Source organism: Bacteroidota bacterium (assembly GCA_039821555.1).
Classification (GTDB): Bacteria; Bacteroidota; Rhodothermia; order Rhodothermales; family Rubricoccaceae; genus JBCBEX01.
Genome location: JBCBNX010000004.1, coordinates 89989 through 105702 on the forward strand (window position 1 = coordinate 89989; position 15714 = coordinate 105702).

11 protein-coding genes are annotated in these 15714 nt (G+C 63.6%); 7 read left to right on the forward strand and 4 right to left on the reverse strand.

The genetic code is table 11. The features are described from left to right. Positions 1-254 precede the first annotated feature (254 nt). From AAFU51_06430 to AAFU51_06445, 4 genes are all read left to right on the forward strand, one after another. Positions 255-5108: an Ig-like domain-containing protein gene (locus tag AAFU51_06430; GenBank protein MEO1570888.1), complete on the forward strand. Its 4854-nt coding sequence runs from the start codon at positions 255-257 to the stop codon at positions 5106-5108. A gap of 107 nt (positions 5109-5215) precedes the next feature. Then, a complete protein-coding gene (locus tag AAFU51_06435) occupies positions 5216-6175 on the forward strand; it encodes a hypothetical protein (GenBank protein MEO1570889.1) in 960 nt (319 codons plus the stop codon). 102 nt (positions 6176-6277) lie between these two features. After that, entirely contained in the window at positions 6278-7384 is a 1107-nt protein-coding gene (locus tag AAFU51_06440; GenBank protein MEO1570890.1) for a hypothetical protein, read from the forward strand. Between the two features lie 97 nt (positions 7385-7481). After that, on the forward strand, positions 7482-8135 hold the full coding sequence (locus AAFU51_06445; GenBank protein MEO1570891.1) for a T9SS type A sorting domain-containing protein: 654 nt from the start codon (positions 7482-7484) through the stop codon (positions 8133-8135). Between the two features lie 314 nt (positions 8136-8449). Here AAFU51_06445 and AAFU51_06450 read toward each other — a convergent pair whose 3' ends face one another. Further along, entirely contained in the window at positions 8450-9226 is a 777-nt protein-coding gene (locus AAFU51_06450) for an enoyl-CoA hydratase-related protein (GenBank protein MEO1570892.1), read from the reverse strand. A 216-nt stretch (positions 9227-9442) separates the two neighbouring features. Then, complete coding sequence (locus AAFU51_06455) at positions 9443-10075, reverse strand: hypothetical protein (GenBank protein MEO1570893.1); 633 nt, start codon at positions 10073-10075, stop codon at positions 9443-9445. Between the two features lie 217 nt (positions 10076-10292). Between AAFU51_06455 and AAFU51_06460 the strand changes: the two genes are divergently transcribed. Continuing rightward, complete coding sequence (locus tag AAFU51_06460; GenBank protein MEO1570894.1) at positions 10293-10835, forward strand: outer membrane beta-barrel protein; 543 nt, start codon at positions 10293-10295, stop codon at positions 10833-10835. A 66-nt stretch (positions 10836-10901) separates the two neighbouring features. Here AAFU51_06460 and thrC read toward each other — a convergent pair whose 3' ends face one another. Together thrC and AAFU51_06470 are read right to left on the reverse strand one after the other, a co-directional pair. Continuing rightward, entirely contained in the window at positions 10902-12245 is a 1344-nt protein-coding gene (thrC, locus tag AAFU51_06465) for a threonine synthase (GenBank protein ID MEO1570895.1), read from the reverse strand. Then, positions 12242-13237, reverse strand: a complete 996-nt coding sequence (locus tag AAFU51_06470) for a homoserine kinase (GenBank protein MEO1570896.1) — start codon at positions 13235-13237, stop codon at positions 12242-12244. Before AAFU51_06470 ends, thrC begins: the two co-directional genes overlap by 4 nt. Positions 13238-13484: 247 nt before the next feature. Here AAFU51_06470 and dusB point away from each other — a divergent pair, with 247 nt between their 5' ends. Beyond that, complete coding sequence (gene dusB / locus AAFU51_06475; protein MEO1570897.1) at positions 13485-14579, forward strand: tRNA dihydrouridine synthase DusB; 1095 nt, start codon at positions 13485-13487, stop codon at positions 14577-14579. 218 nt (positions 14580-14797) lie between these two features. Then, positions 14798-15712 (forward strand): hypothetical protein, encoded by a 915-nt coding sequence (locus AAFU51_06480; protein ID MEO1570898.1) that lies wholly within the window; start codon positions 14798-14800, stop codon positions 15710-15712. Positions 15713-15714 lie beyond the last annotated feature (2 nt).

The window sequence follows — 15714 nt, forward strand, 5'->3', positions numbered from 1 at the left end:
GTGAGCCCTCTGAAGATCCAGACTGGACGGCCTGCACCGAGTGGACGTACGGAGGGGGATTGCTCACGGAGATCCGCCTTGATAGCGACTAGAGCCCAGGAACGCTACGTCTGACGGGGCCTGGTCTTGACGAGACCTACTCCATCGGACTTAGTGCTCCGCCCAATGAGAACCGCAACAAGAAGGAAGTCTCGCTCAACTGCGGGTACACCTACTACGCCTGGGCACCCTATCACCCATCGAACTGCCATTGTATGGCCCAGCGCCAGGGGGAAGTCCATGGGAAAGTCAAGTTTCGGTGGGAGTTCGAGGCTGACCCTGCAGAGATTCTGATCGTCACGGCTAGAGATTCCATTCAGTACAAGCCAGGCCAACCGTACAGCACGGGCTCGTTCGCCGTCCAGGCGGCCTATGCCGACAGCACGGATGCCCCGCTCGCGAATAACACCACGCTGACGTTTACGGCGAGCTCGACCACATACGGGAGCCTGGACAAGCAGTACTGCTACATGGGGTGCCGAAGGGAGAGCCGCAGCGGCACAGCCGACGGTGTGAAATACCGCCGTGCCCGGTATAGGGTTAGCTACGTGGCTGACGGCAACACCGGAGACGGTAGCCCGCCTGCCGCCGCTGGGCCTTTGACAGACACGCGTCTCGAAGTAAGCGTGACCGATGGAGAGATCAGTGGATCGATGCCGGTCGTCATTCTGGGACCCTACGCCTTCGACCTGCGGGCGCAGCCAGACTCGCTCCTTGCGGGCAGCAACGAACGCTCTGCTCTCACCACTTCCCTAGTCGATCGCACCGGGACCCTCGACCGGAGCAACTTAACGGTCGATTTCGAGATCGACGACACCGACTTAGCGAGGTTCGACGGCACTGACTGTGCGTCATCCTACGGCGAAGGCCCAACGCTGACAGGCGTTGCGCTCGCAGACGCCGAGTCGGGGTGCATCAAACTGGCGCCGAGTCAGGCCAGCCAGACGCCACAGCTGAGCCGGGTCGGTGCTCCAGGTACGAGCGGGATGGGCGACCAGGGAGGGCCATCTGAAGCGAACACCGCGGTGGCTGGAACCGGACAGCCCAGTGAGTTTAGGGCGGACAGCGTTACCGTCACGGCTCGTTTGGTCGGAGGGCCTGATCTCGAGGCCACGGCTCCAGTGCGTATCTACCGGCCCGCAGCGCAGCTCCTCCTGCGGGAAGAAGACCCTGACGGAGACGGTATTTTCCGGATCTGGGTGGAGACGCCCGCTGGCTACGCCTGCCAAACGAGCTGCACGGACGTCCGAGTCACCGTAGATGCTGGACTGCTCTACAACCCGATCACCGGGGAGCAGGGGACGACGCTCCTCGTCGGGTGGGACACCATCACCGGAGTTGGCATCCAGTACTACCCCACACCCGACGCGCCGGACCCGCCAAACGAAGAAACCGTCGTCGCGACGGCGACACCCGAGACACCGATCCAGAACGACGACGGTGAGCCCATCGAAGGGGACAGCGAGGAAATCCTCGTCATTCAGCGCCCGACCACGCCGCCGCCCAGCAACGACCCCGACTCCCCGTGCGGCGACCCCACGGTGCCGCAGCGCCTCGCCGTCGCGATGGCGCCACCGGAGCTCTACGCTGGCGAGACGTCCGCCCTCAGCGTCACCGCTCTCAACTGCGCGGGCGCTCCCGTGACACTTGATGCCGGGACCACGCTCTACGTCCTCCTCAACCGCGGCGACGGGGGGCATCTCGCCGACGGAAACGGGTCGGTGCCAGGTACCACCTACGTCACGACGACCTACGGGGCGATCGGGTCGGTGTACTTACAGGCGGTCGAGGAAGCCCCCGAAGCCGACACGCCTGTCGCCGTGGTCGTCACTATGAGCGGGGCCTCGGGAGAGGCCGCCGTCACTGTGCTTGCCGACGTGGCCCCTGTCGATCTGCGCATCGACAGCGACAACGACGGGCAGATCACGGAGGCCGACGAGGCCATCGAGAATGACCCGGCTCGACTTGGGGCGCTCGTGGCCTACAACACCGACGACGACGACGGCAACGATGTCCCTGACTACGACGACGCAGGAGGGTTCGCTGACGATGACCTCGAACGGATCGACCTCGTCGTGCCGGACCTCGACACCGGGACTGTCACGCTGAGCGTCACAGCAGGTGCAAGTCAGTTCCGGGTGTGGACGGATGCGTCCAAGGGTACCGAAGTCGTACTACCCGTGACGTGGGACGTTACAGCGGTGCCCGAAGTGCTCTTTATCGAGGGCATCGCATGGGAGGAGACCTACGCCGGGCTGCGCCTGGAACTCGACGAAGGCATCGCACTCCCCCCCGATGACCGCGTGGACGACATCCGCTTCTACGTTGGCGATACAGGCCTCTCGTTTCCGACCCAGGCGGTCGCCGGCAGCGAGCCGTATGCGTATGTAGGTGGGTTCCCGAACCAGAGTGACCTACAGCTCCGGGTCTATCGTGATGACGTTCTTGTGACTGAATCAAATCTGACGGTATCGGAACTGGCCTTCGTTGAGCCCGTGGCGATCCCGCTGGACTGGGACGAGATCGGTCGTCAGTACCGAGTTGAGGTGGTTGCCGATCAGGGGCAGCTTGTGCTCCAGTCGGAGCCTTGCATAGTCGTTGTCGATGCACCGCATACTGTCGTGCTGGGGCACCAGGACAACGGAGGATTCGTTGCTGATGGCATCTCTACCCGCGCGATTTCTGCCGTGGTCCGTGATCGTACGCTGAATAATGACGGGGTAGGGTATCCTGTCGCCGGTGTGCCTGTCTCCTTCTGGGTGACGGACAGTTTTGGGAGTACGATTGAGCGGGTAGCGACGACGGATGCAGACGGGGTGGCTACGGTCACACTGACGGCTCCACTGTCCGGCAGCACTTCGGTGAAAGCCCACGCCGGTACGGTGACGAGCGAGGTACTCCTCGTGGAAGCGACTCCGCTTACGCTGCGGCTTGATCCCACCAGCGACACGCTCGATGTTGCCACGCAAGAGGCTGTGACGTTCACGCTCTACACGAATGCCACGCCTGGTACTCCTGTGTACTGGACACTATCGAACCTAGTACCCGGCGCGGACGCGTATCCCCAAGGCATAGTGAGCGCTGGTGGAACCGCGCAACTCGTCGTCCAAGGCGAAGGGGCGCGTGTTGGCGAGGGCGTGGTCACAGCGACCGTCGGCACAAAGCTAGTCGCCTACGAGATCGACTACGTTTCTTCGGCTCCGCTCAGCGCTGAGGTCGAGTACAACTACATCGCAGGGGATACAGAAACAAGCGGGCTCTACGACGAACGACTCGAGTATCCGGTGCCAGTGGCCTTGCAAGGAGAGCTTGGTGTTAGCACGTCGCGCCCGGTTCAGATCCAGGCGTATGTGGCGGCAGCCTCTCCGGTGATCGTCCGTGGTGAGGCATTCACGAGGTACCGTGTAGAACTGACGGACCCCGCGGATGCCAACTACGTCACGCTTGTAGGCCTCACCGGCAGCGAATTGGAGATCGGTCCGGAGGGTGAGTTCACGTTCTTTATCGAGAGCACCGGGACCTGGCCTGGAAATGAGCTAGAGCGGGAAATTGCGTTCCAGATCGTGGAGGTCGAACCGCCTACAGCGAGAGTTACGTCCCCAAACACTACCGAGGCCCGGATCTACCTGGCTCCGCGCAGAACGATTGCGCTCGACATCGACTTCTTTGCGGAGACCTTCCGTGGATTCCTTGGTCAAGACGTGACCACGGCTGAAGGGTACCACGCGTATCTCGAAGCTGCAATGGGCAACTCAATACTCAGCCGGATCGGCGCTATCGCCAAGCAGGACCTTCGATGGGGGCCGTCTGGAAAGCTACTGGAGTGGCTTAGCGACGACCCGGTGCCTGAGCGAGACAACTACGAGATGGCCTTCGCAGCGGCGAGCATTCTTGCTCAATTCGTAGAAGGAATGGTCGACGACGAAGGGAGCATCATCGACGAGGTCATCATCGCGAAGACGTCTCGGGTGCCATGGGTCGGAAGCGCCATTCTGGCGCTTCGTGAGAAGGTGGATGCCGGTGCCTTGTCGGACTACCTGGCGCGGTACGCCGCCATCGCGATGTTCGTCGAGTCGGGCCCTTTCCAAGACCAACTCGGCGACCAATTCTTGGGCGAAGTCCAGAGTGAGCTGATCGACTGCTTTACCAAAGCCATCGTTGAACGAGAGTGCTTCGACGACATGCACGCCTTCGCCATATCGTTGAGCGACCGCCCCGCGTTCATTCGGTTCGCCGAGCGCGTGTTCACCAGTCCTGACGCGTACGGTTGGGGCCGCGACGTTTACGAGCAGTACGGTGACGATTTTTCAGATGCAGCCCAGCTTCTCGTTGAGAACAATGAGGAAGGGCCTGAGACCGAGAGAGGGATCAGTGAAAGAGCGGGTTATCGCTGGCTTGGCGTATTAGCCAACTCAGCTCCGCTGAAAGACGACCTCACAGCAAGCGGCGATGCGGGGTATTACCTCCTCCGGCTGGGTGAGGCCCTCGACGACAGCCGCTTGCATTGGAAGGCAGTTGAGGACGTGCTCGCGATCAATGACTTTGACGCACCTGGCCCCCCAGAAGCATACACACGGGCGGAATTTGTCGAGGACATGGCTGACCTCGCGGGCGCACTTCGAACAGATGAGGCGCGCAACAATTTCAGAGAGCTCACGAGAGAAATTACGAAGGAGGCGATAAATTCTCCTGGAGACAAGGGGATGCTGTACGAACTAACGGCCTCAGCTCGGCTCGTGCGAGACAGTGATGAGACTTATCCGAATGCGCTGCCTAGCCGACCTTATCCGTTCTTCTATTTCAAACCAAACGGCAAGCTTGTTAGGGGGAATAGCGAGATCGATCTATTTTTGGACGGAAAGTACTATGAAATGAAACGTGGTTCTGAGTTCACCCAAAGGCAGCTAGTCAATCATATTCGTAGAGCAGAATCTGATCAGATTGCCGAGGTGGTCCTAGTTGGGCCATCGGGTAGGCGACCAGATCAGGTCATTGAAGGTGCTATCGAAAATACACGGACTTCGGTCATCGTTAGTCATAGATCTGTTCCGCTCAACGGGAGAGATTAGTGAGTAGAAATATGTGTAGTAAGCCTCACAGTTTCGATATCTTGGCTCCTGCGGAGAGTGATATGATATCACTATGTGATAGAGTGGGTGGTCATCCGGGGGTAGTCGTGAACAGCTATCCAAGCGAGGGATACGTGAGTTTTCCCTTTGATAAGCTGCCAAATCTAGATACGCTCAGAACAAGGCTGCGTATCAACTCAAAGGAAGAGGCAGTTTCTGATCTTACAAGATCTACCCTCGGCTTGGGATTTGAGCGGCTTGCTCTGCAAGTATCGAGATTTGCATCTCCGGAGCAGCTTTCAGCCTTGGTACATTCGCTACAGGCGAAGAGTCGTGAGGCAGGTCCTGCTGGGATCGAATGGGAGCTGGCTGTACACACTGATTACAGCAAGCTGAGCATACAGATCCAGGCTAGCCGCTGGGAAGTTGCCATCACTCAGCATGCACTTTACACTCCTAAATTAGACGATCCTAGAAGAAGACAGAGGCAACAAGAATGGGTAGCGCTGCTCGGAGCATTCGACTCCGTCGGCGGAGTAAAGTTGTTCGTAGAGGAGAAAAGCTCGTCTGGAAGTACCCTCGTCACCCGATCAATCAAGCTTGAGAGTTCTACCGAATCAGATCGCGGGCTAACCTATGCGCTTGGCGATGTAGTCAGGGACGCGACCCTCTGCCTGCATGGCAACGCGCGGGCTACAATGGTGCATCTCGACGGGACTAGACCGCTAGAGGGATATTCTAGGGGTCGAGAAGCTATGAATACGGTGTTTAAGGGACCGATTTGGGTCGTCCTTCAAAAATGTCACTCATATGGCCTCTCCGATGTGACTTGGCTCCTGGGACTAGGGGCAAGCTTCGAACTCACTGCACTGATGGTGAAGAGTGAAGGAGAGTGCTGGTGGGAGGGTACTCTGTTCTTTCATCAGTCCAATGCACCTTTCTTCTACGGAGATCCTGAATATCGTGATATTTATCTGAGACGTGGTATCTATTTCGATACATTTAACTGCTCACGCGAAGAAAGTCAAGAGCTGGCTATCAGTATAGCTGGAAATATTGATATATAATTTGAGGTATAATTTAAGATAAAATATATTAATAAAAATATGATTCGCAACTATCGAGATCGAGTACGAGTCTCTACCCCTTGAACGGTCGCGACTAAGTTCATGAGCTATACCAGTCACGGCCTAGACATACTTGCCCCTAGGCCTGAGGATCTCGAAACGCTGTGCAACCGGCTCCCGCGCGTACCGGGATTCGAGGAGCTAGCTCAGGGGCCGGTTGGGGCGGTGTCGCTCCCATTCGAGGTGTTGCGGGCGTGGCCCGCGCTCGACGACGCCCTGCGTATCGACCTCCATTCCGGCGACGCCCAGAAATGGTCAGTCCAGGGGGAAGACGCAGCAGCCTGGGGGTTTCGAAACCTCACCTTCCGCGCTTCGCCTCACATTGGCCCCGAGAAGTTCACTCGCTTGGCTGAGCGTCTCGTCAGTCTCGCGACCCGGACGGACATGAAGCGCGAGGAGAGGGTGCCGGCATCGGGATGGCTCCTGGAGGCAGACACCCTCCTGAGAGGATCGCTGCGCCTCGTCGTTACCGAAGAGAAATGGGTGGTCAGCGTCGAGCAGAAGAAGGCCTATCCCTCTGCGGATAGCGAGTTCAGCGACCGTCTGGCAGAGGAGAGTGCAGCCTTGCTGGCTCTCGCAAAGTCATATCGCGATGGGTGCCACGTTCAGATAGATGACCGAGGGTCACGCGACTCACGTAGCACGAAGAGGCTCGTCGTTGAGTTGAGCGCGCCAGTCGATGCGATAGGGTCTCCCGACCTCAGCGCGCTCATGACTGAGTTGACGCTTAGCCTCCACGGGGACTTGAGGGTCGTGGATTTGGGTCCCTCGAACCTGCGGATATCAGAGACATCGCTTGGGTGGTACCGTATCGGGCAAGAGGCGATGAACGAGGCCTTCACGGGGCTACTGTGGCTTAGGATGTGGGGTTGCCGCCGCTATGGGATAAGTCTCGTTGGAAGCCTCGCAGAGAGAGGCGCTGACTTTGATCTTGACCTGTGCAGGGTGCGCTCAGAAGGTCAGTGCTACTGGGAAGGGGGCGTCACATACAGGCAGCGAAACAACCCACACTTCTACGCTCCCGGCGGCGTGACTTCAGAAGTACTCAACCGCGAGATTTCGCTTAGAGCTATCAGGTGTAGCCGTGAGGATACCCAAGCCAGGTTTGGCGAGTTGTATGAGGGGTTTGAGGTTGAGTTCGACACGTAGGCACCACCCCATCACCTTGAACATAATTCCTGCCCGAACCCGGGGCCGGCAAGGCCCGCCGCCCCTATTACCAGTCTCTAACCCCAGTCTCGCGACTATGCCTCGTCTCATCGTTCTCGCTATCGCTGCGGCACTCGCGCTCCCCGCTCTCGCGCAGGAGGCCGCGCCGCACACGCTGCCCTTTTCCTCGACGGGCCACACCCTCGAACTCGAGGTCGCCCACCCTATGAGCAATGTCGAGAGCACGACGCTCACCGTTCGGCTCGCCGACGTTCCGGCCTGGCTCACAGTCACCCCGGCTGAGCGCACCCTTGACGACCTCGAGCCTGGCACGACGACGCTCACCCGCTTTGCCTTCGAAGCCGCTCCCGACGCCCCCGTCGGCAAGCCCGGTGTCATGCGCTTCGACATCACCTCAGCCGAGGGGCTCACCTGGAGCAAGAGCGTGCGCCTGGAGGTGTCCGCACCGGACGACTTCGCGCTGGCAGCGGCCTACCCCAACCCGTTCGGTCCTCAGCCCGCGACCATCGCCTTCGACGTGCCCCGCGAGGGGACGGTGCGCGTGATGGTGTACGACCTGCTGGGGCGGGAAGTGATGCGGCTCGCCGATGACGAGTTCGAGCCAGGGCGGCACACGGTGTCGCTGGATCCCGGGCGTCTGGCAAACGGCGTGTACGTAGTGCGGCTGAGCGGCGAAGACGAGAAGAGCGAACGGGCGGTGGCGTACCAGAAGCTCACGCTCGTGCGGTGAGAGTACGCCGGGCGTCCATGGGAGGGGCCGGTCGTTCGTTTGAGCGCTTGTTCGATGCCCGACGCAGCAAGGCGGGAGAGCAACGAGCGCTCCCAAAGACCTGTGCCGCCGGTACGGGCGTATGCAGCGGGCCAGAGGTGAACTCGCCGCCTGTCCTGAACGTCGCCCGATACAGGCCGAGCTTGAATGAGCGGGTCTCAGTAAGAGGGACGGAGGTGTGTCTGGACCAGCAGCACAACCCATGGAGGGCCCGCGCAATCTGACCTGGATCTGTGTCCGAAAGGGGCAGCGATACAGGCTTTGAGCTGTTACCGCTAGTGCGCTCGCCACGGCGGGTCCGTCTTGTCGAGGAACGCCGCGATGCCAGCCTGGCAGTCGTCGGTGCTGCGGGCGAGCGCGTTGAGGTTGGTCGCATACGAGAGCGCTTCCTCCCAGCCCATGCCGGGCACGGCGGTGAGGAGCCGCTTCGTGAGCGCGACGGCGGTGCCGCTCGTCTGCGTGGCGATCTCGCGCGCGAGCGCGTGCACGGCCTCGTCGAGATTCGCAGCGGGTACGGCGCGCGTCACGAGGCCGAGGCGCGTTGCCTCCGCTGCGTCGATGAGGTGGCCGCGCAGCATCAGGTCGCGCGCTGCCGCCTCACCGAGCTTGCGTCGGACGAACACAGCCACGAGCGCGGGTACGAACCCGATGCGTACCTCCGTGAATCCAAGCATCGCGTGGTCTGCGACGATGCTGAAGTCGCACACCGCCGCGAGCCCGCAGCCGCCTGCGATGGCGTGGCCGTTGATCTTAGCGATGATGGGCTTCGGGTGCTGATAGAGCGCGTCGAAAAGACGACCGAGGCGCGCCGAGTCGGCGAGGTTCGCTTCGGCGGAGGCGGTGCGGAGTGCCTGCAACGCGGCGAGGTCGGCCCCGGCGGAGAAGACCTTGCCCGCGCCCGTGAGCACGATCACGCGCAGCGCCTCGTCGGTCGCGGCCTCTGTGAGCGCACCAAGCAGCGCATCGACGAGGCTGGCGTTGAGGGCGTTGCGCTTCTCGGGACGGTCGAGCGTGAGCGTGAGGACAGGGCCGTCGCGGTGAGACTGGAGCATGGTGGAAACGGCCTGCGGTCTATGGGACGCTCGCGTTGTTCGCTGTGGTTTGATGCTGGAGCGTGGCGAGCGATTGAGCGTGCATTGGAGGCATCAACGTTCCAACATAGTCATCCTTGCGCACGCGGGGACCGACAAGATCAGGACATGCGCTGCGTATCCTCAGCGAACCCCAATGAACTCAATTCCTGCACGAATCTGCCCCTGATAGCTCGCCTACGCGTTCTCCGCGTCCACCCAGAACCGATACAGGGGCCACAACTCCTCCTGCGCGCGGAGCGCCTCAGCGACGAGGTCGGGACCCAGGGCAAGGACCTGGTTGCGCGGGATCGTTCGCCGTACCCAGATGCCCTGGGCCTTGGCGAGCCCGTCCGGCAGCGCGTCGAGCGGCGCGTCGAACTCGGGGTGGCCGGCCGGGCGGGAGACACGCGGCGCAAACGCCAGGCGGTAGCCCTGCTCGATGAGTACGTTGAGCACGTCCAGCGCGATGGCGTCCTCGTCCAGCGTGCGGGCCAGGGCGTCGCGGAAGAGCCCTTTGGCGTAGGCCCCGACGTAGAGGCCCCACGCGAAGCGGTCGGGGTAGACGCTGTGCGAGAGCTGCACGTCGGTGAGGCGCTTGCGTCCGGGGCGGTAGAACGCCATCCAGAGGTGGTGGTGCGAGCCGCCCGCGCCGAAGTCGTTCTTGAGGATGCGGCTGAAGACGCCGCGCTCCGTCTCGAACGGAAGCTGGTGGGGCAGCACCCAGTTGACGACGAGGTCGTCGCGGTAGCGCTTGAACGGCTCCTGGATGTGCGCCTTGAGCGTCGCCTTCTCCTTGCGGTACTGCTCGATGTGGGGCTCCTGCCGCAAACGCTCCAGGGCGTCCAGTCCGTTTGGCCCGAATCCTTCGAAAGAGAGGCTCAGGGGTGCCGTGGGGAAAAATCCCCTGAAATGGTGATCTAAATAACGCATGGGTTGCGTATTGTGAAGGTGGACGTGCACTACCCTGCACTAGGCGAAACTGATTCCTGGCGACGCCGTCCACACTCACCCGCTTGTTTTTCCTCACACCCGCCTCCCTCAATCTATGCGTAAGCTTTTTACTGCTCTCACCCTCGCGCTATGCGTCAGCTTCGCCGCACCCCAGGCGGCTGCGCAGTTCTCCATCATCCCGTACATCGGCTACAACACCGAAGCCGGGTTCGATGAGGACGGCGACACAACCGGTGGTCTGCTAATCGGTATTGGGGGTGAGTTCAAAGCTCCTTTCGAGCTTGGAAATCTCGACCTCTCGATTCGGCCGTCTGCAGAGTATGTGTTTTTGCCTGATGTTGGAGATGTTAGCCAGAGCGCTTTCCAAATCAGCGGCGACGTGATCGCAAGCTTCGTAGGTTCAAGCAGCGTCGTACCCTACGCTGGCGTTGGAATTACCTACGTTACGCTCAACCTAGACATCAACGGATTCGGTGCCTTCGCCGACATCGATGATGTGGGCCTCAACCTTCTCGGCGGTGCTAAGTTTGTGGGCGCCTTGGGCTTCGGCGACCCGTTCGTCCAGGGACGATTCACATTGGGTGGCTTCGACTCGCTCACCATTAGCGGAGGTGTTGCTATCCCGCTCGGCAACTAGCTGGATCTGCTTTCCCGAGCGCGCCCCGGTAGCCACACGCTGCTGGGGCGCGCCGCGTTTGGGGCGCTACGTCGAGGCGAGCAGCACCGCGCGCAGTGCCGCTGACGTGGCGTCGAGAGGGTGCACGGCTTTCGGAGTGTCGAGGAGCGCTTCGAGCGCGGGGGCCGTCGGTGCGGGCAGCGACGGCAGCGCCTGATGGACGACTTCCGGAAACTTCGCGGGATGGGCCGTGGCGAGGACAACCGTTGGCGTCGTATCGCCCGTTTCGGCCCGATAGCGTAGGACGGCTTCAAGGCCGACCGCTGTGTGCGGACAGGCGAGGTAGCCCGTTGCCTCGTAGGCGTGCCGCAGCCGGTCGAGCGTGACGGTATCGCCGACGCTGGTGCCCCAGACGCGCTCGCGGAGACCCTCGGCGCCCAGGAGCATGCGCAGCCGCTCGAAGTTGCTCGGAGCCCCCACGTCCATCGCGTTCGACGGCGTGCGGACCGACGGCGGAAACAAGCCCGGCGCGTCACGATTGTCGGCGAGGTAGTCGGGAAAGAAGCCGTTGGCGTTGTGCGCGGCGAGGAAGCGCCGCACCCGGAGCCCGGCGAGGTTCGCGAGCACCCCCCCCGTCAGGTTGCCGAGGTTGCCGCTCGGCACACACACGTTGGCCTCTGGGAAGTCGCCCTGAGCAAACGCCCAGGGGTAGTAGAGCATCTGCGGCAGCAGCCGCCCGATGTTGATCGAGTTGGCCGACGAAAGCGGCACGGTCGCGAGCGCTGGATCGGCGAAGGCGGCCTTGACGAGCCGCTGGCAGTCGTCGAAGGTGCCGCGCACCGCGAACGATCGTACGCCTGGCCGCTGCACGTCGAGCTGCCGCTGCTGGACGGGGCTGACCTGGCCTTCAGGGTAGAGGAGCACCACGCGCAAGCCCGGCCGCCCCGCGAAGCCATCGGCGACGGCGCTGCCCGTGTCGCCGGATGTCGCGACGAGGATGGTCAGGTCGTCGCCCGAGTCGGCCTGCTGCCGGAAGTAAGCGAGGAGCCGCGCCATCGTCCGCGCGCCGACGTCCTTGAACGAGAGCGTCGGCCCGTGGATGAGTTCGAGGACGTAGATCCCGTCGTAGCGCACGCCTTCGGGACCGGTGCCCGAGAGCGGGACGAGCGGGACCGGGAAGCTCAGTGCATCGGTGACGAGCGCGGCGAGCGCATCGGATTCGATGTCGGTGCGCAACCAGGCGGGCAGCACGCGGCGGCCGACGTTGGCGACGCTGTCGGCGCTGTGCCAGTCGGAAGGCAGCGGGGGCACCGCGTCGGGCACGAAGAGGCCGCCGTCGGGGGCGAGCCCCGTCTGGAGCGCCTCGGCAAACGACACGCCACGGTGCTCCTGGGCGCGGTCGGTGCGGGTGCTGACGTAGCGTGGCGTCATGACAGGACGCGTCCTCCGACGGTGTCGACGGCGATGGGCCCGGTCCAGGCACCGTGGCCCGCAGCCAGGCACGCGGCGCGCATCGCGTTGGCCACCGTGGCGGCGTGGGCATCGTCGCGGCAGACGGCGACCATCGCAGGGCCAGAACCGGAGAGGCAGCAGCCGGGCGCGCCTGCGTCCAGCGCCGCGTCGCGGATGGCGGCGTAGCCAGGCACGAGCGGAGCGCGTACGGGCTCGGCGAGGCGGTCGGTCATCATCGCGCGGCCGACCTCTGCCCAGTCGCCCGCGCGCCAGGCATCGAGGAGGAACGCGAGGTGGGCGGCGTTGCAGACAGCGTCGCGCAGCGGCACGGCCGTGGGCAGCGCCTCGCGGGCGGCCTTGGTGAGCACCTGCACCCGCGGCAGCGCGAGCGCCAGCGATGGCGCCGGCCCGATGATGCGTCGGAAGCGCGTCGGCGCGGCGGAATCGACGAGGACGAGGCCGCCGAGGAGCGCCGGGAGCACATTGTCGCCGTGGCGCCCGCCGGACGCCACCGACTCGGCGTCGAGGACGGCTTCGACGAGTATGGCTTCCGCGACCGGCGCGTCGAGGACGCCCTCAAGCCGGAGGAGGCCCGCCGCCGCGACGGCCCCCGCGACGGCGCTCGCCGACGAGCCGCCGATGCCGCTGCCCAGCGGGATGCCCTTCTCGATCACCATGGTGGCACCGAAGCCGGCCCCGTGGGCCTCCAGGACGAGCCGGGCAGCCCGCGCCGCGGTGTTCTTCTGGTCGCAGGTGGGCAGGTCCGTCGCCGCTAGGTCTCCGCACGGGTCGCCGATGTGCGTAGCGTCTACGCCCACGCCGGGGGCCTCTCGCCGCGTGAGGGTGACGGCGTCGTAGAAGCCCGTGATAGCCAGGCCGAGGGCGTCGAAGCCAGGCCCGAGGTTGGAGAGCGACGCCGGGCCCACGGCCGTCACCGTAGGCACAGCCGGGGAGGAGAGAGGCAGAGACACGATTGGTGCTTGCATCGTGGGGCCGATCAGGGAGCGGCGATGATCAGAACGGGGCAACAGCGCGATCCAACGGGGCCACAGCGTACTGCGCGCACCCAAAAGAAGGGCGTCAACATACCGTGCGATCGCTGTGCCGGAAAGCCCGTCCGCCGAAGCTTCACCCCGCCCGAGGAACGCACGTTCGGCCGTTCCGTTGCTCACCGGCACGCTTCCACAGCTCCACCGCCGCCCTGCATCACGCCTGACCATGCGCATCGGCCCCATCGACCTCGGCGAACGCCCCCTGTTTCTCGCGCCCATGGAGGACGTGAGTGACCCGCCGTTCCGGCTGCTCTGCAAGCGCTACGGGGCCGACTTCGTCACGACGGAGTTCATCTCGTCGGGCGGGCTGCTCTACGACGCGCACGACTCGGTGCAGAAGCTCGACATCTACGACGAAGAGCGCCCGGTCGGTATCCAGATCTTCGGCGGTAACCTAGATCAGGTCCGCGAGGCCGCCGCCATCGTCGACCGCATCCAGCCCGATCTGATCGACATCAACTTCGGGTGCCCGGTCAAAAAGGTCGTCTGCAAGGACGGCGGGGCGGGCATCCTCCGCAACCTGCCGAAGATGCAAGCCATCACCGAAGCCGTGCTGGAGGTGGCGACGCGTCCGGTGACCGTCAAGACGCGCCTCGGCTGGAACGACCAGTCGATCCAAATCCTCGACGTGGCGCGCATGCTGGAAGAGAGCGGCATCGCGGCCTTGGCCGTGCACGCCCGGACGCGCGCGCAGATGTACAAGGGCGAGGCACGTTGGCAGTGGCTCCGTCGTCTCAAGGAAGAGGGCGTTCGCGACATCCCGCTCATTGGCAACGGCGACGCCACCACGCCGGAGAAGGTCAAGGCGATGTTCGACGAGACTGGCGTGGACGCGGTGATGATCGGCCGCGGGGCCATCGGCAACCCGTGGATCTTCCGGGACGCGAAAGCCTTCCTGGCAACAGGCGAGGTGCCGGACCCGCCGTCGTGGGACGAGCGCGTGGCGGTCGTCGCGGAGCACCTCACGCTCAAGTGCGAGTGGCTCGGCGAGCGCAAGGGCACGCTGGAGATGCGGCGGATGTACGGCGGCTACTTCAAGGGCCACCGGGGCGCGAGTCTGCTCCGCCAGCAGCTCATGGAGCACAACACCCGGGAGGGCGTGCTGGAGGTGCTGCTCAACTTCCGGCCCGAGGACGCCGCCCCGCGCGTGTCGCTCGCCCAGCCGCGTGCTGCCAAAGCGATCACCGCTTCGCTTCCACGCCCGTCGCGCCCGGACGTGACGCCCGTCGCGCTGGCTCCGGCTGAAAGTGTCCCCAGCTAAGACGGTCGCTCTCAGTCGCAGCCACTGCCCGGCGGTGCCGCGCCAGGTGCACGCCCGCGAAACTTGAACCTGTGGGTGAGGAAAGGCGAGCGGGTTCTTTGCGAAGATCAGGAGCGGATACGAGACAATCGAGACGGTTGAAGCGGCAGCCTGCGGTGCGGAATGTCGTTCGAAACGAGAGCGTGCACACGCCACCACCCCGCACCCACCACGCTTCTATGTCTCCGCTCTTCGTCCGCTTCCTCGCGGCGGTCGTGCTCGCGCTGACGCTTGTCACGGCGCCCGGCTGCACCTTCTTCGAGGAAACCTTCGAACTCGAAGCTACCGTCTCTGGCCTGGTGCTCGCGAGCACGCGCGACTCCGACTTCCGCGCCTACGAGGCGCTCGAATCGGCCATCCAGGCCGATGGCCAGGCGTTCCTCGCCACCCGCGTCGAGTTCTCCGAGGCCGCCCGGCAGAACGGCATCGACCTGCTGCCGACGCGCATCGCGCTCATCAACGCCGCCGAGGTGAGCCAGCCGCTCGTCGCGGCGGACCCGCTTATCGCGCTGGAATTCCCGCAGCCGCTTTTGCTCTACACCGTCGACGAGGAGCGCATCGTGGCTGGCTACAACACGGCGGATTATCTCACGGCGCGCTATGATGTGGCGGGCCTCCCGGCGCTCGACAAGTACGAGGAGCGCTGGCAGCGCTTCGTGCAGGTCGCTACGTCGAACGCGCCGCTCATCGGTCCTGGCCCCGGCCTGCCAGCGCGGCACGAGGGCATCATCCAGGCCTCCCTCGACGAAGGTGCCCAAGACGCCTTCCGGGTGCTCACGCAGGTCGTCCGAACCCGCGAAGATGTCCAACTCGTCGCGCGCTACGACCACACCATCGAGGGCGGGCGCCCGGCGCTGACCATGCTGCTCAACCAGCCAGAGACGTCGGCGCAGCTAGCCGCAACCTCCCGCACCGCCGCCATCGACGCGCTGCTGCGGATCGCCGTGTTCGAAGACGAGGCAGGCGCCGCGCACATCGCGTATGTCGATCCCGCCTACAAGGCTCAGCGCCACAACGTGGCGAACGAGGCAGCGAGCGAGGTGAGCCGCCTCCGATCGCTCCTCGACGAGATCGTGGTGCAAGTGCAAGGGTAGCC

What these genes read in the sequence shown, in the direction of transcription:
- AAFU51_06460 (MEO1570894.1), top strand. Translation starts at nt 10,293, where the DNA reads ATGCGTAAGCTTTTTACTGCTCTCACCCTCGCGCTATGCGTCAGCTTC.
- AAFU51_06480 (MEO1570898.1), top strand. Translation starts at nt 14,798, where the DNA reads ATGTCTCCGCTCTTCGTCCGCTTCCTCGCGGCGGTCGTGCTCGCGCTG.
- AAFU51_06445 (MEO1570891.1), top strand. Translation starts at nt 7,482, where the DNA reads ATGCCTCGTCTCATCGTTCTCGCTATCGCTGCGGCACTCGCGCTCCCC.
- dusB (MEO1570897.1), top strand. Translation starts at nt 13,485, where the DNA reads ATGCGCATCGGCCCCATCGACCTCGGCGAACGCCCCCTGTTTCTCGCG.
- AAFU51_06450 (MEO1570892.1), bottom strand. Translation starts at nt 9,226, where the DNA reads ATGCTCCAGTCTCACCGCGACGGCCCTGTCCTCACGCTCACGCTCGAC.
- thrC (MEO1570895.1), bottom strand. Translation starts at nt 12,245, where the DNA reads ATGACGCCACGCTACGTCAGCACCCGCACCGACCGCGCCCAGGAGCAC.
- AAFU51_06440 (MEO1570890.1), top strand. Translation starts at nt 6,278, where the DNA reads ATGAGCTATACCAGTCACGGCCTAGACATACTTGCCCCTAGGCCTGAG.
- AAFU51_06430 (MEO1570888.1), top strand. Translation starts at nt 255, where the DNA reads ATGGCCCAGCGCCAGGGGGAAGTCCATGGGAAAGTCAAGTTTCGGTGG.